The organism is Lichenicola sp., assembly GCF_965198575.1.
Taxonomy (GTDB): domain Bacteria; phylum Pseudomonadota; class Alphaproteobacteria; order Acetobacterales; family Acetobacteraceae; genus Lichenicola.
This window is the reverse complement of sequence record NZ_OZ240671.1, coordinates 892,754-913,627: the sequence shown is the minus strand read 5'-3', so window position 1 is coordinate 913,627 and position 20,874 is coordinate 892,754. Positions and strand designations below refer to the sequence as shown.

13 protein-coding genes are annotated in these 20,874 nt (G+C 66.6%); 11 read left to right on the top strand and 2 right to left on the bottom strand.

The features are described 5' to 3' along the window. Positions 1-403: 403 nt before the first annotated feature. From ACOEQ2_RS04335 to ACOEQ2_RS04315, 5 genes are all read left to right on the top strand, one after another. Positions 404-1,519, top strand: a complete 1,116-nt coding sequence (locus tag ACOEQ2_RS04335) for an OmpA family protein (protein WP_419730158.1) — start codon at positions 404-406, stop codon at positions 1,517-1,519. A gap of 120 nt (positions 1,520-1,639) precedes the next feature. Further along, complete coding sequence (locus ACOEQ2_RS04330) at positions 1,640-2,116, top strand: hypothetical protein (RefSeq protein ID WP_419730157.1); 477 nt, start codon at positions 1,640-1,642, stop codon at positions 2,114-2,116. A gap of 191 nt (positions 2,117-2,307) precedes the next feature. Continuing rightward, positions 2,308-5,532, top strand: coding sequence for an efflux RND transporter permease subunit (locus ACOEQ2_RS04325; protein ID WP_419730156.1), 3,225 nt, complete (start codon positions 2,308-2,310; stop codon positions 5,530-5,532). Beyond that, a complete protein-coding gene (locus ACOEQ2_RS04320) occupies positions 5,529-6,854 on the top strand; it encodes an efflux RND transporter periplasmic adaptor subunit (RefSeq protein ID WP_419730155.1) in 1,326 nt (441 codons plus the stop codon). The genes ACOEQ2_RS04325 and ACOEQ2_RS04320 overlap by 4 nt, the downstream gene beginning before the upstream one ends. Then, positions 6,851-8,413 (top strand): efflux transporter outer membrane subunit, encoded by a 1,563-nt coding sequence (locus ACOEQ2_RS04315; RefSeq protein WP_419730154.1) that lies wholly within the window; start codon positions 6,851-6,853, stop codon positions 8,411-8,413. Before ACOEQ2_RS04320 ends, ACOEQ2_RS04315 begins: the two co-directional genes overlap by 4 nt. A 145-nt stretch (positions 8,414-8,558) precedes the next feature. On the opposite strand, the gene ACOEQ2_RS04310 is transcribed toward ACOEQ2_RS04315, so the two are convergent. After that, positions 8,559-8,888, bottom strand: a complete 330-nt coding sequence (locus ACOEQ2_RS04310) for a hypothetical protein (RefSeq protein WP_419730153.1) — start codon at positions 8,886-8,888, stop codon at positions 8,559-8,561. A gap of 108 nt (positions 8,889-8,996) precedes the next feature. After that, positions 8,997-9,239, bottom strand: coding sequence for a hypothetical protein (locus ACOEQ2_RS04305; RefSeq protein ID WP_419730152.1), 243 nt, complete (start codon positions 9,237-9,239; stop codon positions 8,997-8,999). A gap of 162 nt (positions 9,240-9,401) precedes the next feature. Here ACOEQ2_RS04305 and rplK point away from each other — a divergent pair, with 162 nt between their 5' ends. The 6 genes from rplK to rpoC all read left to right on the top strand — a co-directional run bounded on the left by rplK (position 9,402) and on the right by rpoC (position 20,716). Beyond that, the gene (gene rplK / locus ACOEQ2_RS04300; protein WP_419730151.1) at positions 9,402-9,836 is read left to right on the top strand and encodes a 50S ribosomal protein L11; all 435 of its coding nucleotides are present in this window, start codon (positions 9,402-9,404) and stop codon (positions 9,834-9,836) included. 3 nt (positions 9,837-9,839) lie between these two features. Beyond that, on the top strand, positions 9,840-10,535 hold the full coding sequence (gene rplA, locus ACOEQ2_RS04295) for a 50S ribosomal protein L1 (protein WP_419730150.1): 696 nt from the start codon (positions 9,840-9,842) through the stop codon (positions 10,533-10,535). 305 nt (positions 10,536-10,840) lie between these two features. Then, positions 10,841-11,389 carry a 50S ribosomal protein L10 gene (gene rplJ / locus ACOEQ2_RS04290; protein WP_419730149.1) on the top strand — a complete coding sequence of 183 codons (549 nt, stop codon included), beginning with the start codon at positions 10,841-10,843 and terminating at the stop codon, positions 11,387-11,389. Positions 11,390-11,473: 84 nt separating this feature from the next. Beyond that, on the top strand, positions 11,474-11,851 hold the full coding sequence (gene rplL / locus ACOEQ2_RS04285) for a 50S ribosomal protein L7/L12 (protein WP_419730148.1): 378 nt from the start codon (positions 11,474-11,476) through the stop codon (positions 11,849-11,851). Positions 11,852-12,200: 349 nt separating this feature from the next. Continuing rightward, positions 12,201-16,373, top strand: a complete 4,173-nt coding sequence (gene rpoB, locus ACOEQ2_RS04280; RefSeq protein WP_419730147.1) for a DNA-directed RNA polymerase subunit beta — start codon at positions 12,201-12,203, stop codon at positions 16,371-16,373. A 140-nt stretch (positions 16,374-16,513) separates the two neighbouring features. After that, a complete protein-coding gene (gene rpoC, locus ACOEQ2_RS04275; protein ID WP_419730146.1) occupies positions 16,514-20,716 on the top strand; it encodes a DNA-directed RNA polymerase subunit beta' in 4,203 nt (1,400 codons plus the stop codon). The last annotated feature ends 158 nt before the right edge of the window (positions 20,717-20,874 follow it).

Below are 20,874 nucleotides of genomic sequence, written 5' to 3'. Positions count from 1 at the left end.
GTTACCGGGCACTACTTCATCAAATACTGTGGGGCCAACCGGTTTCTCCAGCCCTGCCAGGGGCGACGCGCGGCAGACGTGACGGTCGGGAATAAATGCGACACCGATCAGGCCGTGGACCGCCTGTCCCCATTTTTGTGCCGCGGTCACGGCGCACGTGGGCCACCGATTGGAAAATTCGACCGGATGTAGCTTTTCGCCCAGCGAGTAACGCGACTGATACAATAGGCACCGCACGTCCTGATTATTCCTGAGACGAGCGTCATCCAGATGAAAGAACCGGCAATCGTCTGTGCCATTCTTGCCGCACCTGCTGGTGGACGCGCGAATATCCGCACGAGACATGTTGTGACATGAAACCGGCGCTGCTACCGGAATGATCTGCATGAAGCGGATCGATAGCGTGAACAGCAGAAGCCTTCTCCTTGCCTCCCTCAGTGTCGTGTTCGGGCCGGTCATGGCCCATGCCCAGCCGATCACCGGTCCCTATGTCCATCTCGGGGGCGGCGTCGATTTCCTGCAGAACGAGAACGTCAAGGATTCCGGGTTCGGGCCGGCGCCGCGTCACTACGCGTTCGATCCCGGTGGGGCGGCGTCCGGCGCGGTCGGGTACGGCCTCGGCAACGGGCTGCGTTTCGAAGTAGAGGGCTCGTATTCCTATAACCAGGCACACGGCGTCGAACTGGCGCCGCAATATTTGCCTCTTCGTACTACGGGTCATGAGCAGCAGTACGGTGGCTTCGGCAACGTGCTCTACGACTTCAACCTTGGCCTGCCGGTCACGCCCTATCTCGGTCTCGGCGCCGGCTATCGCGAGGTCGAACTCGATCATGTCAATTCGATTTCATACAGCGAGAGGCCCGGGCATCTTCCCGCCGAGGCCAGAGGCAATTTCGCCTATCAGGGTATCGCCGGCGCTGCGATTGCTACACCGGTACGTGGCCTCGCCCTGACACTCGAATATCGCCTGATCGGCGTCGACTCGCCGGGCGCCTATTATCGCGGGCTGGCAAGAAACCCCGATACCGGGACAGAGCAAGCCGAGCACTCGACGTTCAACAACATCTTCAACCACGAGATCCTGGTCGGGCTGCGCTACAGCTTCGACAACCCGCCACCACCGCCGGCCCGCATGGCGCCGGAGCCGGTCGCGGTGCCTGCACCGGCACCCGCACGCAGCTACCTGGTGTTCTTCGACTGGGACAGTGCGGCCCTCACGTCGCGCGCCGCCGGCGTCGTCGAGGAGGCCGCCCGCAATGCCGAGCACGTGCAGACGACCACCCTCGAGGTCGATGGCTATGCCGACACCTCGCACGAACTGCCGGGCGACCGCGGCCGGGACTACAACCGGCGCCTGTCGCTCCGCCGCGCCGACAGCGTCCGCGCGGCGTTGATCCGGGACGGCGTGCCGGCATCGGCGATCGGCGTCCACGGATACGGCGAGACCAATCCGCTGGTGCCGACCGGCCCGAACGCGCGCGAGCCGCAGAACCGTAGGGTGGAGATCGTGTTTCGGTGAAGGCTGGCACTGGCGGCTGTCACACTCCGATGCAAGCCCGGCACGCGCCTTGAGTGATCCGGACGCCGTGTCGTTGCGTTAAGGTTCGGCCAAGTCATGTCGCAGGCCGAAAGAAACATCATGCCCCATCCACCACGCACCAGGTCGCTGCGCCTCGTCGCAGCCGCTGCAGCACTCCTGACCTTGTCCGGATGCGAGTACTACCCGGCCGGCTATGGCGGTTATGGCTATGCCGGCTACCCCTACGGCGATGGCGGCTACTGGTCGGGGTGGGGCTACGGGCCGGCCTGGGGCGGCTACGGCTATGGTGGCTACGGATATGGCTACGGTTACGGATACGGCTTGTATGGCCTGGGCTATGGCGGCTTCGGCTACGGATGCTGCGGCTACGGGTTCTATGGCCGCGGCTTCTATGGCGGGTATCGCGGATACGGACGTGGTGGATACGGTGGCTACGGGCGCGGCGGGTACGGCGGTTATGGCCGCGGCGGCTTCGGTCATGGCGGGTATGGCGGCGGCGGCGGCTTCCACGGCGGTGGCGGCGGTGGTGGTGGCCACGGCGGTGGTGGTGGTGGCGGCGGCCACGGCGGTCGCTGATCCCGGACTGCCGGTCCAGCTTTTCGCGAGGCTGCCCGCACTGTCCTAAATTCTTATTTCATTGGTCGCCCCGGGCTCATGCCATAGCAGCATCGCCGGACATGAGCGCAGGGGCGGTGGCGAATGGGCGACGTTGGACAGGGTGAGAGGCGGCGCGCGTCGATCGCCGCACGGACGGTCCAACCCCGCGCATGAACGCGATCGTCCTCGTCGCCCTGCGGCGGCCGCTCACCTTCGTCGTGCTGGCGATCGTGATCCTGCTGTTCGGCGGCATGGCCGTCCGGAAGACCCCCACCGACATCTTCCCCGGCATCCGGGTGCCGGTGGTGGCGGTGGTCTGGACCTATGGCGGCCTGATGCCGCAGGACATGTCGGGTCGCGTCATCTATTATTACGAGCGCGCGCTGACCGCGACGGTCAACAACATCGAGCATATCGAGAGCCAGTCCCTGTATGGGCGTGGCATCGTCAAGATCTTCTTCCAGCCGGGCACCGACGTCGCCGCGGCGCAGGCGCAGATCACCTCGATCTCGCAGACCGTGCTGAAGCAGATGCCCACCGGCATCACCCCGCCGCAGGTGCTGGCGTTCGATGCCTCCTCGGTGCCGGTGCTCGACCTGCAGGTCTCCTCGGACACGCTGACCGGGTCCGAGCTCTACGACATGGCCTCGAACCTGATCCGCCCGGCGCTGGTGTCGGTTCCGGGCACGGCGATCCCGTCGCCCTACGGCGGCACCGCCAGCAACGTCGAGGTCGACCTCAACCAGACCGCATTGCTGGCCCATGGGCTGTCGGCAACCGATGTCGGACGGGCGCTCGCCAACCAGAACATCGTGCTGCCGGCCGGCGACCAGAAGATCGGCGCCATCGACTACATGGTCGAGACCAACGCGACGCCGGCCGAGATCGCCAGCTTCAACAACCTGCCGATCAAGCAGGTCGGCAACGCGGTGGTGTATCTGCGCGACGTCGCCTGGGTGCATCGCGGCGGCCCGCCGCAGCAGAACATGGTGCTGGTGCACGGCCACCAGTCGGTGCTGATCCAGATCCTTAAAACCGGCGACGCCTCGACCCTCGACGTGGTGAGCGGCGTCAAGGCGGCGCTGCCACACATCGAGGCGACGCTGCCGCCGGGCGTCACCATCCTGCCGATGAACGACGCCTCCGGGTTCGTGCGCGACTCCGTGACCGACGTGCTGAAGGAGATGCTGACGGCGGCCTGCCTGACCGGCCTGGTGGTGCTGCTGTTCCTCGGCAGCTGGCGCTCGACGCTGATCATCGCCACCTCGATCCCGCTCTCGATCCTGAGCTCGATCCTGGTGCTGTCCTGGCTCGGCCAGACCATCAACGTGATGACCCTGGGCGGGCTGGCGCTGGCCGTCGGCATCCTGGTCGACGACGCCACGGTGATGATCGAGAACATCGACACCCATCTCGAGATGCACGGCGACGACGGCGAGCTGAAGGGGCTGGAACAGGCGATCATCGACGCCGCCAACCAGATCGTGGTGCCGACCTTCGTGTCCACGTTGTGCATCTGCATCGTCTGGCTGCCGCTGTTCCAGCTGGGCGGCGTCGCCGGCTACCTGTTCCTGCCGCTGGCAGAGGCGATCGTGTTCGCGATGATCGCGTCCTTCATCCTGTCGCGCACGCTCGTGCCGACGATGGCAGCCTGGCTGCTGCGGGCGCAGGTCGCGGAGCACCGGTCGCCCGGCCACGGCAAGCGGGCCGGACCGTTCGCACGCTTCCAGCGCGGCTTCGAAGCACGCTTCACGCGGTTCCGCACCCGCTACCGGGTGATCCTGGAAGGGCTGGTCCGGCGACGCAGGCTGTTCATCACCGGGTTCACGGCGGCAGCTTTGTTGTCGATGGGGCTGCTGGCGTTTGCCGGGCAGGACTTCTTTCCCGGCATCAAGTCGGACGAGATCGACATGCACATGCGCGTGCCGATCGGCACCCGGCTGGAGGAGGCCGGCAAGGCGTCGGTGCTGGTCGACCAGCAGATCCACCAGCTGCTGTCCCCGCACGTGGTCAGCGTCCTGGCCAATTGCGGCCAGCCGACCAGCGGCATCAACCAGGCGTATAATTCCACCGGGACCGTCGGCAACCAGGATTGCGACATCACCATCCTGCTCGACGACCCGGTGTCGCCGATCCCCCGCGACCGCCAGATCCTGCGCGCCGGCCTGACCGAGCGCTTCCCCGGCACCGAGTTCACCTTCCTGCCCGGCGACATCACCGCCAAGATCCTGAATTTCGGGCTGCCGTCGCCGATCGACGTGCAGATCTCCGGGCGCAACATCGATGCCAATTACGCCTATGCGACCCGCATGGTGGCGCGCCTGGAGCATGTTCCGGGGATCGCCGACGTGCGCATCCAGCAGGTCATGGGCCAGCCGACCTTGCTGATCAGCTCGCGACGCAGCTTCGCGCTGGGCACCGGCCTGACCGAGAGCGACGTCGCCAACACGGCGCTGGCGACACTCTCCGGCAGTGGCCAGGTGGCGCCGACCTACTGGCTCGATACCACCACCGGGGTGTCGCACCTGGTCAACATCCAGACGCCGCAGACCCAGCTCACCGGCATGAACGAGCTCGAGACGATCCCGGTCGACAAGGGCGACGGCAACCCGTCCGGAGCGGCGCCGCAACTGGTCGGCGGGCTGTCGCGGATCAGCCAGACCGGGACGCCGGGGCTGGTGTCGCACTACTCGATCCTGCCGGTGATCGACATCTTCGCCAATGCGGAAGGACGCGATCTCGGCGGGGTGAGTGACGGGGTGGCGCGGATCGTGGCCCAGATGCAGCCGAGCCTGCCGCATGGCGCCAGCATCGCGGTGCGCGGCCAGGCGACGACGATGCACGACGCCTATGCCCAGCTGCTGGCCGGGCTCGCGCTGTCGATCGTGCTGATCTACCTGGTGATCGTGGTGAACTTTCAGTCGTGGCTGGACCCGTTCATCATCATCACGGCACTCCCGGGGGCACTCGCCGGCATCTCCTGGAGCCTGTTCCTGACCCACACCACGATCTCGGTGCCGGCGCTGACCGGCGCCATCATGTGCATGGGAACGGCGACCGCGAACTCGATCCTGGTGGTGTCCTTCGCCCGCGAGCGGCTCGACGCGCACGGCAATGCGGTGCTGGCGGCGATCGAGGCCGGCTACGGGCGCATCCGGCCGGTACTGATGACCGCACTTGCGATGATCATCGGGATGCTGCCGATGTCGTTCAGCAACACCCAGAACGCCGCACTCGGACGGGCGGTGGTGGGCGGCCTGCTGGTCGCGACCTTCGCCACGCTGCTGTTCGTGCCCTGCGTGTTCGCGTTGCTGCACCGGAACCAGAACGTGGCGGCCAAGCCTGCCGGAGTCCGGGCTCCGCACGATGCCGCCGTCCTAGGAGAGCCCGCATGAGCGGCACGCATTCGACCGGGCCGGCAGCCCGGGAGGGACATCGCCGATCGGGGGGCGGCCGGATCGTGATGGGGCTCGGCATCGTCGCGGTGGGTCTGGCGGCGTTCGGCATCTGGAGCCGGGAGAACACGCTGGCAGCCCTTACCGCGCGTGCCGAGGATGCCGCCATTCCGCGGGTGCAGCTCATCAAGCCGCAGCCGGGGCCGCCACGCCGGTCGCTGAACCTGCCGGGCAACATCAATGCCTGGTACGAGGCGCCGATCTACGCCCAGGTCGCCGGCTATGTCCGCATGTGGTACAAGGATTACGGTGCCACGACGAAAGCCGGCGAGTTGCTCGCGGTCATCGACAGCCCGACCATCGACGCGCAGCTGGCGCAGGCCAAGGCCGCCCTCGCGGTGGCGCAGGCCCGCAGCAGGCTGGCGCAGGTGACCGCCAAACGCTGGCAGGCGCTGTCCGGCACCCAGGCGGTGTCGCAGCAGGAAGTCGACGTGCAGACCGCCAACGCCCAGGCGGAGACCGCCCAGGTCGCCGCGGCCGAGCAGGAGGTCGTGCGCTACCAGGCGCAGGCGGGCTTCGAGCATGTGGTGGCGCCGTTCGACGGCGTGGTCACGGCGCGGCTCACCGATGTCGGCGACTACGTGAATGGCGGCGGCGGCGATGTCGGTGCACGGGGGGGCGCCCAGGAGCTGTTCAGCGTGTCCGACATCCACGAGATGCGGGTGTTCGCCTCGATCCCGCAGGAATATTCCGACATCCTGAAGCCCGGCCTGGTGGCGACGCTGACGCTGCCGCAATCGCCGGGGCGGGTGTACCAGGCGCACTTCCTCACCACCGCGAAGGCGGTCAATCCGCAGACCCGCACGGTGGTGACCGAGCTGACCGTCGACAACCCGAAGCACGAGCTGCTGCCGGGCAGCTACGCGACGGTGCATTTCACCGCACCCGCCAACCAGGACATCCTGATCCTGCCCGAGCAGGCGCTGCTGTTCCGCGCGCAGGGAATGCAGGTGGCGCTGGTCGATGCGCAGGACCGCGTGCACCTGCAGAACATCACGCTGGGACTCAATCTCGGCACCTCGGTGCAGGTGCTGGCCGGGCTGAAGGCTACCGACCGGCTGATCGACAATCCCTCGATCGGGATGCTGGAAGGCCAGAAGGTGAAGCCGGTGCAGCCGGTCGCCGGATATGGCGAACCGGAGACAGCAGAACCGCCCGGCCAGGCGGCAGGCTCGGCGCCAGCCCGGGAGCCGCAACGCGGCGTGTCCGCGATGGTCGAGCCGGCCGCGGCGCCGGATGCGGGGGACGAGACCGCTCGATGAGGCGTCTGTTCCCCGGCCGGGACGGCGCATGGTTGCGCCGGGTCACGCCCGCCTTGGCGGCACTCGCCCTCGTATCGGGTTGCGATCTCGCGCCGCGCTACGATCCGCCGCACGAGCTGCTGCCGGCCGATTATGCCGGGTCCGGGCCGTTCGGCGTGGCACACCCCGCGGATACGCTGCCGCGCGGTCCCTGGTGGACGATGTTCGGCGATCCGCTGCTCGATCGCCTCGAGGACCAGGCGGTGGCCGGCAATCCGGACCTCGCGACCTACGCCGAGCAGTATGTTCAGGCGCGTGACCTTGCCGCCGAGGCGCGGGCCAACCTGTTCCCGCAGATCGGCGCCAACCTGTCGAGCACCGACAACCGGCAGAGCATCCACAAGCTGTTCCGCACCGGTGATAGCGGTCCGAACGAGGCCTCCTCGAACGAGATCGAGGGCACCGCGTCGTGGGAGCCGGATTTCTGGGACCGCATCCGCAACCAGACCCGGCTGCAGAAGCGCCTGGCGCAGGCCAGTGCCGCCAATCTCGCCAACGCACGGCTGAGCCTGCAGGCGGAGCTCGCCGACGACTACGTGGCCTTGCGCGGCCTCGACAGCCAGTCGGCGGTGTACGTGCAGTCGATCGGCTTCTACCGGAAGGCGGTCGAGATCACGTCGCTGCGGCTGGCCGGCAAGATCGCCTCCGGGCTCGACGTGGCCCGGGCGCAAAACCAGCTTGCGGCAACCCAGGCGCTGGAGACCGGCGTGGTGGCGCAGCGGGCGGTGCTGCAGCATGCCATCGCAGTGCTGGTCGGGGTGACGCCGAGCAGCTTCGCCATCGCACCGGTCGATGATGCGCGCCTGACGGTCCCGAGGGTGCCGTCCGGGGTGCCGTCGCAGCTGTTGCAGCGGCGTCCCGACATCGCCTCGGCGGAGCGGCAGATGGCGGCGGCGAATGCCGGCATCGGGGTGTCGCGGGCGGCGTTCTATCCGGACATCAACATCAGCCTGACCGGCGGCTTCGAGGATACCGGCTTCAACCTGGCCAGCCTGCCAAACAGCCTATGGACGATCGGCGCCGGCGCCATGCTGCCGCTGTTCGAGGGCGGGCTGCGACGGGCGGAGCTGCAGCGGAGCTGGTCGCAATACGCGCAGACGCGGGACGCCTATCGCTCGATCGTGCTGTCGGCATTCCAGGAGGTCGAGGACGGGCTGACGCTGACCACGCAGCTGCAGGCCGAGGCGCAGCAGCAGGCGCAGGCGGTCACGTCGGCGGAGCAGGCCCAGACGATCACGCTGCAGCTCTATACGGGCGGCCTGACCAACTACCTCGATGCAGTGGTGGCGCAGGTGACGGCTTTGACCGCGCGGATCGCCGAGGTACAGGTGGAGACGCAGCGGGTGCAGGCGACGGTCGACCTGGTCAGGGCGCTCGGTGGCGGCTGGAGCATGGACGATCTGCCGTCCGAGAACGGGGTGCTGCCCTTCCAGCCACTGGCGGTCATCGGGAGCGACCGGCGGCCGCGGCCGGATGGCACCGGCGCAGGCAACGCCGAAGCGTCTTATCCGGGGACCTGAGCCGCACCCGCAGGTGCAGCCCAGGTGCAAACCAGAACATGATCCGACCGATCTTGCTTATCGGTCGGCCAAGGATGCTCGTGAACACGATGAGCTGGAGCCTTCCTCCCGATCCATTCCGATCGAGGGAAAGCCCTTAGCGTGCTCAGGCGTCGGCATGCTCTTCCGCAGCGGCGGTCAGCGCTTCGCCGAGCGACTTGATCTTCTCGGCGTTCTTGCTGTCGGCCTTGCCGGCGATGGTCACCGTCTCGTGGCCGAGCTTCACGACGAGCTTGCGGATCGCGGCGCCGTCGATCGGGTCGGCATGCAGGTGCTTCTTGAGGCTCTCCAGGTCACGGATGATGCCCTTGACGCCCGGCGCCTCGACCTTCTCCAGGGTGGCTTCCCAGCCTTCGATGTTCTTCACGGCGGCGGCGACGGTGAAGCCCTTGAGCCCCGCCTGGATGTGCTTGATGGTGGCGTCGAACTGCGGCATCTGGATTTTCCTCTGCTTTTGCCGACTTCGTGTGCCGGCCGCATGGGGAGCGCGGTTTCGGCAAACCGGTTGCGTGGCTCAGGCAGATTTTAATATCACCGGCTCTTTTCAGTCTGCGTCGGGAACTTCGCCGACCTGGCCGAGATATTCCGGGTCGGCGAATTCCTCGGCATCGTCGTCGTGGCTGACCCTGACGATCCGCGCACCCAGGATACTGCCGGCGGCAAGGGCGCGCTCGGCCCGGACCAGGCCCGCGTCGGCGGTGGCGCAGGCGATCGCCGGCCCGGCCTTCAGGGCCCCTTTCGGGCCACGAATGTAGGGCTGGTAGATGATCTGCGTGGTGATCGTCACGAGCATGCTCCTTGGGCTGGATGTGCGGAATTCGCTTGCGCGGCGGCGGCGCGCGCGGTAAACGCCCGCCCTCTACGGAACGCGGGAGACGTGCCAGCTGGCTTCGGGCCGGGTGGCGTCGCATGCACCGCGGTCCTGGCATCAGATTGAGGAGCCCAGGATATGGCCAAGAAGATCGTTGGCTACATCAAGTTGCAGATCCCCGCCGGCAAGGCCAACCCGTCGCCGCCGGTCGGCCCGGCGCTCGGTCAGCGCGGCCTGAACATCATGCAGTTCGTGAAGGAATTCAACGCGGCGACGCAGGGCATGGAGCCCGGCACCCCGACCCCGGTGGTGATCACCGCGTTCGGCGACCGCACCTTCACCTTCATCACCAAGACGCCGCCGAACACCCACTTCCTGCTGCGCGCCGCCAAGGCCTCCAAGGGCTCGGCCACCGTGGGCAAGGGTGCGGCCGTCGGTCGCGTGACCACCACGCAGCTGCGCGAGATTGCCGAGATCAAGATGAAGGACATGAACGCCAACGACATCGATGGCGCCGTCCGCATGCTGGCCGGGTCTGCGAAGTCGATGGGTCTGACCGTGGTGGAGGGCTGATCGATGGCCAAGAACAAGCGTCTCGAGGCGGCTTCCGCCAAGGTCGAGCATAACAAGTCGTACAGCCTCGCCGACGCCATCGCGCTGGTGAAGGGCAATGCGACCGCTAAGTTCGACGAGACCGTCGAGCTGTCGCTGGGCCTGGGCATCGATCCGCGCCACGCCGACCAGATGGTCCGCGGCCTGCTGAGCCTGCCGAACGGCACCGGCAAGACGCTGCGCGTCGGCGTGTTCGCACGTGGCCCGAAGGCCGAGGAGGCGCTCGCCGCCGGGGCCGACGTGATCGGTGCCGAGGACCTCGCCGAGAAGGTGCAGGCCGGCGAGATCGGCTTCGATCGCTGCATCGCGACACCGGACATGATGGCCCTGGTTGGCCGCCTGGGTAAGATCCTGGGCCCGCGCGGCCTGATGCCGAACCCGAAGCTCGGCACCGTGACGATGGACGTGAAGGGCGCGGTGCTCGCCGCCAAGTCCGGCCAGGTCGAGTTCCGCGCCGAGAAGGCCGGGATCATCCATGCCGGCATCGGCAAGGCCTCGTTCGACGGCGACAAGCTCGCGGAGAACATCCGCGCCCTGGTCGACGCCATCCAGAAGGCCAAGCCGACCGGCGCCAAGGGCACCTACCTGCAGAAGGCGGCTTTGTCCTCGACGATGGGCCCCGGCGTGAAGCTCGACGTCTCGACCCTCGCCGGCGTCTGAGAGCCGGCGTCTAAAAGAATGCACGGCGTCGGTTCCCTCGGGAGCCGGCGTCGCTGAACAGGGGGCAGGGTCCGTTCAGGGCCCTGTCTTCCGAACCTGTCCAAGACCGCACGCGGCTGAGCCTTTCGGGGCGGCCTTAATCGACCCCAGGGTCGGCGCGCGGGAGACGGGAGACACCGGATTTTCTGGTGGTTCCGACTTCTTGCGGACAGGCGAACCGGATCGCTCGCACCCCTGGTGCGGACGGTCTTAGGGCAACCCGGCTCTGCAGGCGCTTGCCTGGAGGGCCACCACGGAGACGGGATTTGGACCGTACGGAGAAGCACGAGTTCGTATCGTCGCTCGCCGCCGTTTTCGCAGAGACCTCGATGGTCGTCGTCACCCGCAATGACGGGATGACGGTCGCCCAGGTGACGGTACTGCGGAGCCGGATGCGCGCGGCCGGTGCGACCTTCAAGGTTGCGAAGAACCGGCTGGCCACGCTCGCCCTGGATGGGACCCGATTCGACGGCATCGCCCCCCTGCTGAAGGGCCCGACCGCGCTTGCGTGGGCACGGGACCCGGTGGCAGTGGCCAAGGTGGCCGTCGAGTTCGCCAAGACCAACGACAAGCTCGTCATCCTCGGCGGTGCGCTCGGAACCCAGACGCTCAATGCGGACGGGATCAAGGCGCTTGCCGAGCTGCCGTCGCTGGACGTTCTGCGTGCACAGCTGGTGGGGCTCATCTCGACCCCCGCCACGCGTATCGCGGGCATCCTGCAGGCGCCGGCTGGACAGCTTGCACGGGTCTTCGGGGCCTACGCCAAGACGGGCGACGCGGTCGCCGACACTGGCACCGACGCCGAGGCCGCGTAAGCGCCCTCAAGTCAAAAGTGATCGCAGGCTCGGGAACCGGGCTTGCACGGAACCACACAGCGTTTATATCAGGAAGTTCACACCATGGCCGATCTGTCCAAGCTTGTTGACGAGCTGTCCACCCTGACGGTTCTCGAGGCTGCCGAGCTGTCGAAGCTCCTCGAGGAGAAGTGGGGCGTTTCTGCCGCTGCCCCGGTCGCCGCCGCTGCGGCCCCGGCTGGTGGCGCACCGGCAGCTCCGGTCGAGGAGCAGACCGAGTTCACCGTCATTCTCACCAAGGCCGGTGAGAAGAAGATCAACGTGATCAAGGAGATCCGCACCATCACCGGCTTGGGCCTCAAGGAAGCCAAGGACCTGGTCGAGGGCGCGCCGAAGACGGTGAAGGAAGCCGTCAACAAGGACGAAGCCGCGAAGTACAAGAAGATGCTGGAAGAGCAGGGCGCCTCTGTCGAGATCAAATAGCATCACGAACTGCGGGATGCAGGGAGCCTCCGGTCCGATGGGCCTGGAAGCGAACCGGCACCCGATCAACGCCTAGCGGACAGGGTGGGAATCAGGAATGGTTCCCGCCCTCTCTGCCGTGCGCCTCTACGCAATGCGCCTTGATCCCCGGGACGGTCCCGGTGCGGTCGGGCGCTTGTGGCAGTGCAAGGCCCGCTCTCGGAGTGGGAAGTAACCTGGCTCTACGCCCGGTTGCGAACGGAATTTTCGGCCGAAGGTTCGGTCGGGACGATCGCGGCGCCGGGGACGGCTCCACCGCGATTGTCCTGGCGGTTCGCGGAAGCTGGCTGGTGACGGGGCAGGACATACGATGAACGCGATGACCAAATCGTTCACGGGACGCAAGCGCATCCGCAAGAGCTTCGGGCGCATCCCCGAAGTGGCTCCGATGCCCAACCTGATCGACGTGCAGCGCTCGAGCTACGAGACATTCCTGCAGATGAACGTGGCGCCGGACAGCCGGACGCCGTCGGGCCTGCAGGAAGTGTTCCGTTCGGTGTTCCCGATCAACGACTTCGCCGGCCGCGGCCGCCTGGAGTTCGTCCATTACGAGCTCGAGGAGCCGAAATACGACGTCGAGGAGTGCATCCAGCGTGGCATGACCTTTGCCGCCCCGCTGAAGGTCATCCTGCGTCTGATCGTGTGGGACGTGGACGAGGATACCGGCTCGCGGTCGATCCGCGACATCAAGGAGCAGCCCGTTTACATGGGCGACATGCCCCTGATGACGGATAACGGCACCTTCATCATCAACGGCACCGAGCGCGTCATCGTCAGCCAGATGCATCGCAGCCCGGGCGTGTTCTTCGACCACGACAAGGGCAAGACGCACTCGTCGGGCAAGTTCCTGTTCGCCGCCCGGGTCATCCCGTATCGCGGCTCGTGGCTCGATTTCGAGTTCGACAGCAAGGACATGGTCTATGTCCGCATCGACCGGAAGCGGAAGCTGCCCGTCACCACGCTGCTGTACGCGCTCGAGAGCAATGCCTCCGAGGCCGCCCGCGCCAAGAAGATCGCCGATGGCGGCGACGTCGATGCGATGGACATCCGCGGCATGGACGCGGACGAGATCCTCGGCAATTTCTACGGCCAGACGGTCTTCACCAAGACCGCCAAGGGCTGGGCACGGCCGTTCGATCCCGACGCCTTCCGCGGCATGAAGCTGCTGGAGCCGCTGGTCGATGCCGACACCGGCGAGATCGTCGCCAAGGCCGACGACAAGCTGACCGCGCGCGCCACCCGCAAGATCGCCGAGAACACCAAGGAGGTGCTGGTCGGACGCGCCGACCTGCTCGGCCGCTACGTGGCGTTCGACCTGGTCAACGAGGAGACCGGCGAGATCTATGGCGAGGCCGGCGAGGAGCTGACCGAGCCGCGCCTGCTGGCACTCGAGGAGATGGGCATCGACACGCTGCCGACGCTGGCGGTCGATAACAGCACCGGGCCGTGGATCCGCAACACGCTGGCGGTCGACAAGAACAGCTCGCGCGAGGATGCGCTGGTCGACATCTACCGGGTGATGCGCCCGGGCGAGCCGCCGACCCCGGACACCGCCGAGGCGTTGTTCCGAGGCCTGTTCTTCGATGGCGACCGCTACGACCTGTCCGCCGTCGGCCGTGTGAAGATGAACATGCGCCTCTCGGTGGATGCCGAGGACACCGTGCGCGTGCTCCGCAAGGAGGACATCATCCGCACGGTGAAGATCCTGTGCGAGCTGAAGGACGGCCGCGGCACGATCGACGACATCGACAATCTCGGCAATCGTCGCGTGCGCTCGGTCGGCGAGCTGATGGAGAACCAGTATCGCGTCGGCCTGCTGCGCATGGAGCGCGCGATCCGCGAGCGCATGGGCTCGGTCGATATCGACACCGTCATGCCGCACGACCTCATCAACGCGAAGCCGGCGGCCGCCGCGGTGCGCGAGTTCTTCGGTTCGTCGCAGCTCAGCCAGTTCATGGACCAGACCAACCCGCTGTCGGAAGTGACGCATAAGCGTCGCCTGTCCGCACTTGGGCCAGGCGGTCTGACCCGCGAGCGCGCCGGCTTCGAGGTGCGCGACGTGCATCCGACGCATTACGGCCGCATCTGCCCGATCGAGACCCCGGAAGGCCCGAATATCGGCCTGATCAACTCGCTCGCCACCTACGCCAAGGTGAACAAGTACGGCTTCATCGAGACGCCGTACCGCCTGGTGAAGGACGGCGCGTTGCAGACCGGCTGGAAGTACCTCTCCGCGATGGAAGAGGAGAAGCTGGTCGTCGCACAGGCGGACGCGGCGCAGGACAAGGACGGCAACCTGACCGACGAGCTGGTCTCGGTGCGGCGTGGCGGCGACTTCCGGCTGGTGAAGCCCGAGGACGTGACCGCCTGCGACGTGTCGCCGCGCCAGCTGGTGTCGGTCGCGGCCGCGCTGATCCCGTTCCTCGAGAACGACGACGCCAACCGCGCGCTGATGGGCTCGAACATGCAGCGCCAGGCGGTGCCGCTGATCCAGTCCGATGCGCCGCTGGTCGGCACCGGCATGGAAGCCGCGGTTGCCCGTGACTCCGGCGCCACCATCATCGCCCGCCGCGCCGGCGTGGTCGACCAGATCGACGGTGCCCGTATCGTCGTGCGGGCCACCGACGAGGCCGGCTCGACCCAGGGCGTCGATATCTACCGGCTGCGCAAGTATATGCGCTCCAACCAGTCGACCTGCATCAACCAGCGTCCGCTGGTCCGCGTGGGCGACCGGGTGGTGGTCGGCGACATCATCGCAGACGGCCCGTCGACGGAGCTCGGCGAGCTGGCGCTGGGTCGCAACGTGCTCGTCGCGTTCATGCCCTGGAACGGTTACAACTTCGAGGACAGCATCCTCATCTCCGAGCGGATCGCCCGCGACGACGTCTTCACCTCGATCCATATCGAGGAGTTCGAGGTCATGGCGCGTGACACCAAGCTCGGCCAGGAGGAGATCACCCGCGACATCCCGAATGTCGGCGAGGAAGCGCTGCGCAACCTCGACGAGGCCGGCATCGTGTATGTCGGCGCGGAAGTGAACCCGGGCGACATCCTGGTCGGCAAGGTGACGCCGAAGGGCGAGAGCCCGATGACCCCGGAAGAGAAGCTGCTCCGTGCGATCTTCGGCGAGAAGGCCTCCGACGTCCGCGACACCTCGCTGAAGCTGCCGCCCGGCACCACCGGGACGATCGTCGATGTGCGGGTGTTCTCCCGCCGCGGCGTCGACAAGGACGAGCGCGCGATGGCGATCGAGCGCGCCGAGATCGAGCGCCTGGCCAAGGACCGCGACGACGAGCGCGCGATCCAGGAGCGGTCGTTCTACAACCGGCTGCGCGAGCGTCTGCTCGGCCAGAAGGCGGGTGCGGGCTTCAAGGGCATCAAGTCCGGCAGCGAGATCACCGAGGAGGTGCTCGGCGAGCATCCGCGCGGGGCGTGGCGCAACATCGTGTTGTCGTCGGATCAGGCGGTCGGCGAGATCGAGACGCTGAAGCGCGAGTTCGACGCGGCGGTCGGGCGCATCCAGGCGCGCTTCGACAGCAAGGTCGAGAAGCTGCAGCGCGGCGACGAACTGCCGCCCGGCGTGATGAAGATGGTCAAGGTGTTCGTGGCGGTGAAGCGCAAGCTGCAGCCGGGCGACAAGATGGCCGGTCGTCACGGCAACAAGGGTGTCGTGTCGCGGGTGACGCCGGTCGAGGACATGCCGTTCCTCGAGGACGGCACCCCGGTCGACCTGGTGCTGAACCCGCTGGGCGTGCCGTCGCGCATGAACGTGGGGCAGATCCTGGAGACCCATCTCGGCTGGGCCTGCGCCAATATCGGCAAGGGCATCGGCGAGCTGGTCGACGAGTACATGCGCACGGGCAACGCCAAGCAGGCGCTGCTGGACGAGCTGAAGAGCGTGTACGGCGACGAGGTGTATCGCGAGGATATCGCGACGTTGCCGAACGAGCAGCTGATCGAGCTGGCGCGCAATCTGCGCAAGGGCGTGCCGATCGCGACGCCGGTGTTCGATGGGGCGCGGATTTCCGATATCGAGGAGATGCTGACCCGGGCTGGGCTCGATACGTCGGGGCAGTCGCAGCTGACGGACGGGCGCACCGGCGAGCCGTTCGAGCGCAAGGTGACGGTGGGCTACGTCTACATGCTCAAGCTGCACCATCTCGTGGACGACAAGATCCATGCGCGTTCGATCGGGCCATACTCGCTGGTCACCCAGCAGCCGCTCGGCGGCAAGGCCCAGTTCGGCGGACAGCGCTTCGGCGAGATGGAGGTGTGGGCGCTCGAAGCGTACGGCGCCGCCTACACGCTGCAGGAAATGCTGACGGTGAAGTCGGACGACGTGTCCGGCCGCACCAAGGTCTACGAGGCGATCGTGCGCGAGCAGGACGATTTCGAGGCCGGCATTCCGGAGAGCTTCAACGTGCTTGTGAAAGAGCTGAAGTCGCTGGGGCTGAATGTGGATCTCGAGCAGAGCGGTAATTGATGAGGCAAGGCCAGGGCTCTGCCCTGGACCCGCTCAAGGCTGGGCCTTGAGATTCCATTTTTTAAGCGGTTTCCAAAGGCTCAGCCTTTGGCGGGCTCCAAGGGCAGAGCCCATGGCCTTTTCGTGAGGGGTTTCGGCGCATGAACGAACTGATGAAGATCCTTGGCCAGACCGGCCAGGCGATGACGTTCGACCAGATCAAGATCCAGCTCGCCTCGTCCGAGCAGATCCGGTCCTGGTCCTATGGCGAGATCAAGAAGCCGGAGACCATCAACTACCGCACCTTCAAGCCGGAGCGGGACGGCCTGTTCTGCGCGCGCATCTTCGGTCCGATCAAGGACTACGAGTGCCTGTGCGGCAAGTACAAGCGGATGAAGTTCCGCGGCATCATCTGTGAGAAGTGCGGCGTCGAGGTGACGCTGGCGAAGGTGCGCCGCGAGCGCATGGGCCATATCGAGCTGGCCTCGCCGGTCGCCCACATCTGGTTCCTGAAGTCGCTGCCGTCGCGCATCGGCCTGATGGTCGACCTGACGCTGAAGGAGCTCGAGAAGATCCTGTATTTCGAGAGCTACGTGGTCCTCGAGCCGGGTCTGACCGACCTCAAGCTGCACCAGCTGCTCAACGAGGATCAGCTGCTCGCCAAGCAGGACGAGTTCGGCGAGGACGGTTTCCGTGCCGGCATCGGCGCCGAGGCGATCAAGACCGTGCTGGTCAGCGTCGATTGCGACGCCGAGAAGGTGAAGCTGCGCGCCGACCTCAAGGACACGACGTCCGAGGCCAAGCGCAAGAAGCTGGTCAAGCGCCTGAAGCTGGTCGAGGCGTTCGCCGAAAGCGGCTCCAAGCCCGACTGGATGATCCTTGACGTCGTGCCGGTGATCCCGCCGGAGCTGCGTCCGCTGGTGCCGCTCGATGGCGGCCGTTTCGCGACGTCGGACCTGAACGACCTGTATCGCCGCGTCATCAACCGCAACAACCGCCTGAAGCGGCTGATCGAGCTGCGCGCCCCGGACATCATCGTGCGCAACGAGAAGCGCATGCTGCAGGAGTCCGTGGACGCCCTGTTCGATAACGGCCGTCGCGGCCGCGCCATCACCGGTGCGAACAAGCGTCCGCTGAAGTCGCTGTCCGACATGCTGAAAGGCAAGCAGGGCCGCTTCCGCCAGAACCTGCTCGGCAAGCGCGTCGATTATTCCGGCCGGTCCGTGATCGTCGTCGGACCCGAGCTGAAGCTGCACCAGTGCGGCCTGCCGAAGAAGATGGCGCTCGAGCTGTTCAAGCCGTTCATCTACAGCAAGCTCGAGAAGTACGGTCACGCCACCACCATCAAGGCCGCAAAGCGCATGGTGGAGAAGGAGCGTCCCGAGGTCTGGGACATCCTCGAGGAGGTGATCCGCGAGCATCCGGTGATGCTGAACCGTGCGCCGACGCTGCATCGCCTCGGCATCCAGGCGTTCGAGCCGGTGCTGATCGAGGGCAAGGCGATCCAGCTGCATCCGCTGGTCTGCACCGCCTTCAACGCCGATTTCGACGGCGACCAGATGGCTGTGCACGTGCCGCTGTCGCTCGAGGCGCAGCTCGAGGCGCGCGTGCTGATGATGTCGACCAACAACATCCTCAGCCCGGCGAACGGCAAGCCGATCATCGTGCCGAGCCAGGACATCGTGCTGGGTCTGTACTATCTCTCTCTGGAGACGGCCGAGTTCCGCGTGACGCCGGACCAGAACGAGTACGACGAGAAGACCGGCCAGCTGGTCAAGACCGGAGCGCCGGCGTTCGGCACCATCGGCGAGATCGAGTTCGCGCTTACCGCGAAGGCGATCAAGCTGCACGACAAGATCCGTGCCCGCTACGAGACCGTCGATGCCGAGGGCAAGAAGGTCCGCAGCACCGTCGTCACAACACCGGGGCGCATGCTGATCGCGCAGATCCTGCCGAAGCATCCGGCGGTGCCGTTCTCGCTGCTCAACAAGCAGCTGACCAAGAAGAACGTCTCGGACGTGATCGACGCGGTGTATCGCCACTGCGGCCAGAAGGAATGCGTGATCTTCGCCGACCGGCTGATGGGGCTGGGCTTCGGCCAGGCCGCCAAGGCGGGCATCTCGTTCGGCAAGGATGACATGATCATCCCGACCGAGAAGAAGGGCCTGGTCGACAAGACCACCACCGAGGTCAAGGAGTTCGAGCAGCAGTATCAGGACGGCCTGATCACCGCCGGCGAGCGCTACAACAAGGTGGTCGATGCCTGGTCGCGCTGCACCGACGAGGTGCAGGCCGCGATGATGAAGGAGATCTCCAAGCAGGAGATCGGCGTGCAGACCAACTCGGTCTGGATGATGAGCCACTCCGGTGCGCGTGGGTCGCCGGCACAGATGAAGCAGCTTGCCGGCATGCGCGGCCTGATGGCCAAGCCGTCGGGCGAGATCATCGAGCAGCCGATCATCGCCAACTTCAAGGAAGGCCTGTCGGTCCTCGACTACTTCACCTCCACCCACGGCGCCCGCAAGGGTCTCGCGGACACGGCGCTGAAGACCGCGAACTCGGGCTACCTGACGCGTCGCCTGGTCGACGTGGCGCAGGACTGCATCATCGTCGAGGAGGATTGCGGCGCCGAGCGCGGCCTGACGGTGCGGGCGGTGATGGATGGCGGCGAGGTGGTGTCCTCGCTGTCCGAGCGCATCCTCGGCCGGACCACGGCGAACGACGTGCTGTCGCCGGTCGATGGCCATGTGGTGCTGCCGCGGAGCACGCTGATCGGCGAGGCGGAAGCCGAGATCGTCGAGAAGTCGGGCGTGGAGAGCATGCTCATCCGCTCGGTGCTGACCTGCGATAGCCGCGTCGGCGTGTGCGGGCTCTGCTACGGCCGCGACCTGGCGCGTGGCACGCCGGTGAATATCGGCGAGGCGGTGGGCGTCATTGCCGCGCAGTCGATCGGCGAGCCCGGCACCCAGCTGACCATGCGCACCTTCCACATCGGCGGCGCCGCACAGCGTGGTGCGGAACAGTCGATGGTCGAGGCGTCGCATGACGGCGTGGTCAACGTGAAGAACCGCAACGTCGTGCAGAACAGCATGGGCGTGCCGGTGGTGATGTCGCGTAACTGCGAGATCGTGCTGACCGACGACAAGGGCAGCGAGCGGGCGCGCTTCCGGGTGCCGTACGGCGCCAGGTTGCTGGTGGATGAGGGTGCGACGGTGGCACGGCAGCAGAAGCTCGCCGAGTGGGACCCGTACACCCTGCCGATCATCACCGAGCGTGCCGGCAAGGTCGAATATCTCGACCTGATCGACAGCATCACGCTGGTCGAGCGCATGGACGAGGTGACCGGCCTGACCTCGAAGGTGGTGGTCGATTACAAGCAGGCCTCAAAGGGTATCGATCTGCGGCCGCGGCTGCAGCTCAAGGACGAGAAGGGCGAGGTCATCAAGCTGGTGACCGGTGGCGAGGCCCGCTATTTCCTGTCGCCGGACTCGATCCTGTCGGTCGAGAACGGTGCGGTGGTGCATGCCGGCGACGTGCTGGCGCGTATCCCGCGCGAAGGCTCCAAGACGCGCGACATCACCGGTGGTCTGCCGCGCGTGGCCGAGCTGTTCGAGGCACGGCGCCCGAAGGACCATGCGATCATCGCCGAGACCGATGGCCGCATCGAGTTCGGCAAGGACTACAAGGCCAAGCGCCGGGTGATCGTGAAGAACGACGAGACCCAGGAAGAGACGGACTACCTGATCCCGAAGGGCAAGCACGTCTCGGTGCAGGAAGGCGACTTCGTGCGCCGTGGCGATCCGCTGGTCGACGGCCCGCGGGTGCCGCACGACATCCTCAAGGTGCTAGGCGTCGAGGCGCTGTCGGACTACCTGGTCAACGAGATCCAGGACGTCTACCGGCTGCAGGGCGTGAAGATCAACGACAAGCACATCGAGGTCATCGTTCGGCAGATGCTGCAGAAGGTCGAGGTGCTCGAGCCGGGCGACACCACCTACCTGGTGGGCGAGACGGTCGATCGGTTCGAGTTCGAGGGCGAGAACAACAAGCGGCTGCAGGCCAACGAGCGGCCGGCGCACGCGATGCCGGTGCTCCAGGGCATCACCAAGGCGTCGCTGCAGACGCATTCGTTCATCTCCGCGGCCTCGTTCCAGGAGACCACGCGCGTGCTCACCGAGGCGGCCACGGCCGGCAAGGTGGATACTCTGAACGGGCTCAAGGAGAACGTCATCGTCGGGCGGCTGATCCCGGCGGGCACCGGCAGTGTCATGAACAAGCTGCGCGCCGTAGCTGCCGGCCGCGACAAGCAGCGCGTGCTCGGCCGCGACATGCCGACCAACACGACGATCAAGGCTGCGGAGTAAGCTGCCTCCCACCCTCCGGCAGCGACGCCGGAGGGTGCTTTCAGGCCGGCCGGGGACATCCCCCGGCCGGCCTTTTCTTTGTCCGGCGTTGTGTTCTGCGCTCCGGGAAACCCAGCCCGGCAGATAGTTTCCCCGAATCGGCGTCACGACTCTGCCGC